The sequence below is a fragment of the Vibrio sp. 2134-1 genome (assembly GCF_033339495.1).
Genome location: NZ_JAWOUS010000947.1, coordinates 1 through 520, shown reverse-complemented (window position 1 = coordinate 520; position 520 = coordinate 1). Strand labels below are relative to the sequence as shown.

Sequence of the window (520 nt, the reverse complement as noted above, 5' to 3'; positions counted from 1 at the left end):
AGGCTATCAACTGGCTCATCCTCTTCAATTACTCGATGAAACTCGTCTGAAGAGGCTATCAACTGGCTCATCCTCTTCAATTACTCGATGAAACTCGTCTGAAAAATGCCATTAGCACTCCGGTAGAACTGATTTCCGTGATCGATTCAACGAATCAATATTTGTTAGAGAAAGTCAGTGAATCCGATAAAGGGCGAGTTTGTATCGCTGAATATCAGGCGCAGGGGCGCGGTCGTCGCGGACGTCAATGGATATCGCCATTTGGCACCAATCTGTATTTGTCTATGTACTGGCGTTTAGATGCGGGTATGGCGGCAGCGATGGGACTGAGTTTGGTCGTGGGTATTGCTGCAGTCGAAGCACTGGAAAGTATCGGTATCCAAGGTGTTAAGCTTAAGTGGCCAAACGACATCTACTATCAAGATAAAAAACTAGCCGGTAGTTTAGTGGAGATGTCTGGTCAAGCAGGAGGCGCAGCTCACTTAGTGATTGGAATGGGATTAAATATTGGCATGCCTGA

Annotated in this window: 1 pseudogene; it reads left to right on the top strand. The window is 46.3% G+C overall.

Annotated elements, in window-relative coordinates:
• Positions 1 to 50 precede the first annotated feature (50 nt).
• A pseudogene (locus tag R7R78_RS29410) lies at positions 51 to 520 on the top strand (biotin--[acetyl-CoA-carboxylase] ligase); the annotation flags it as partial.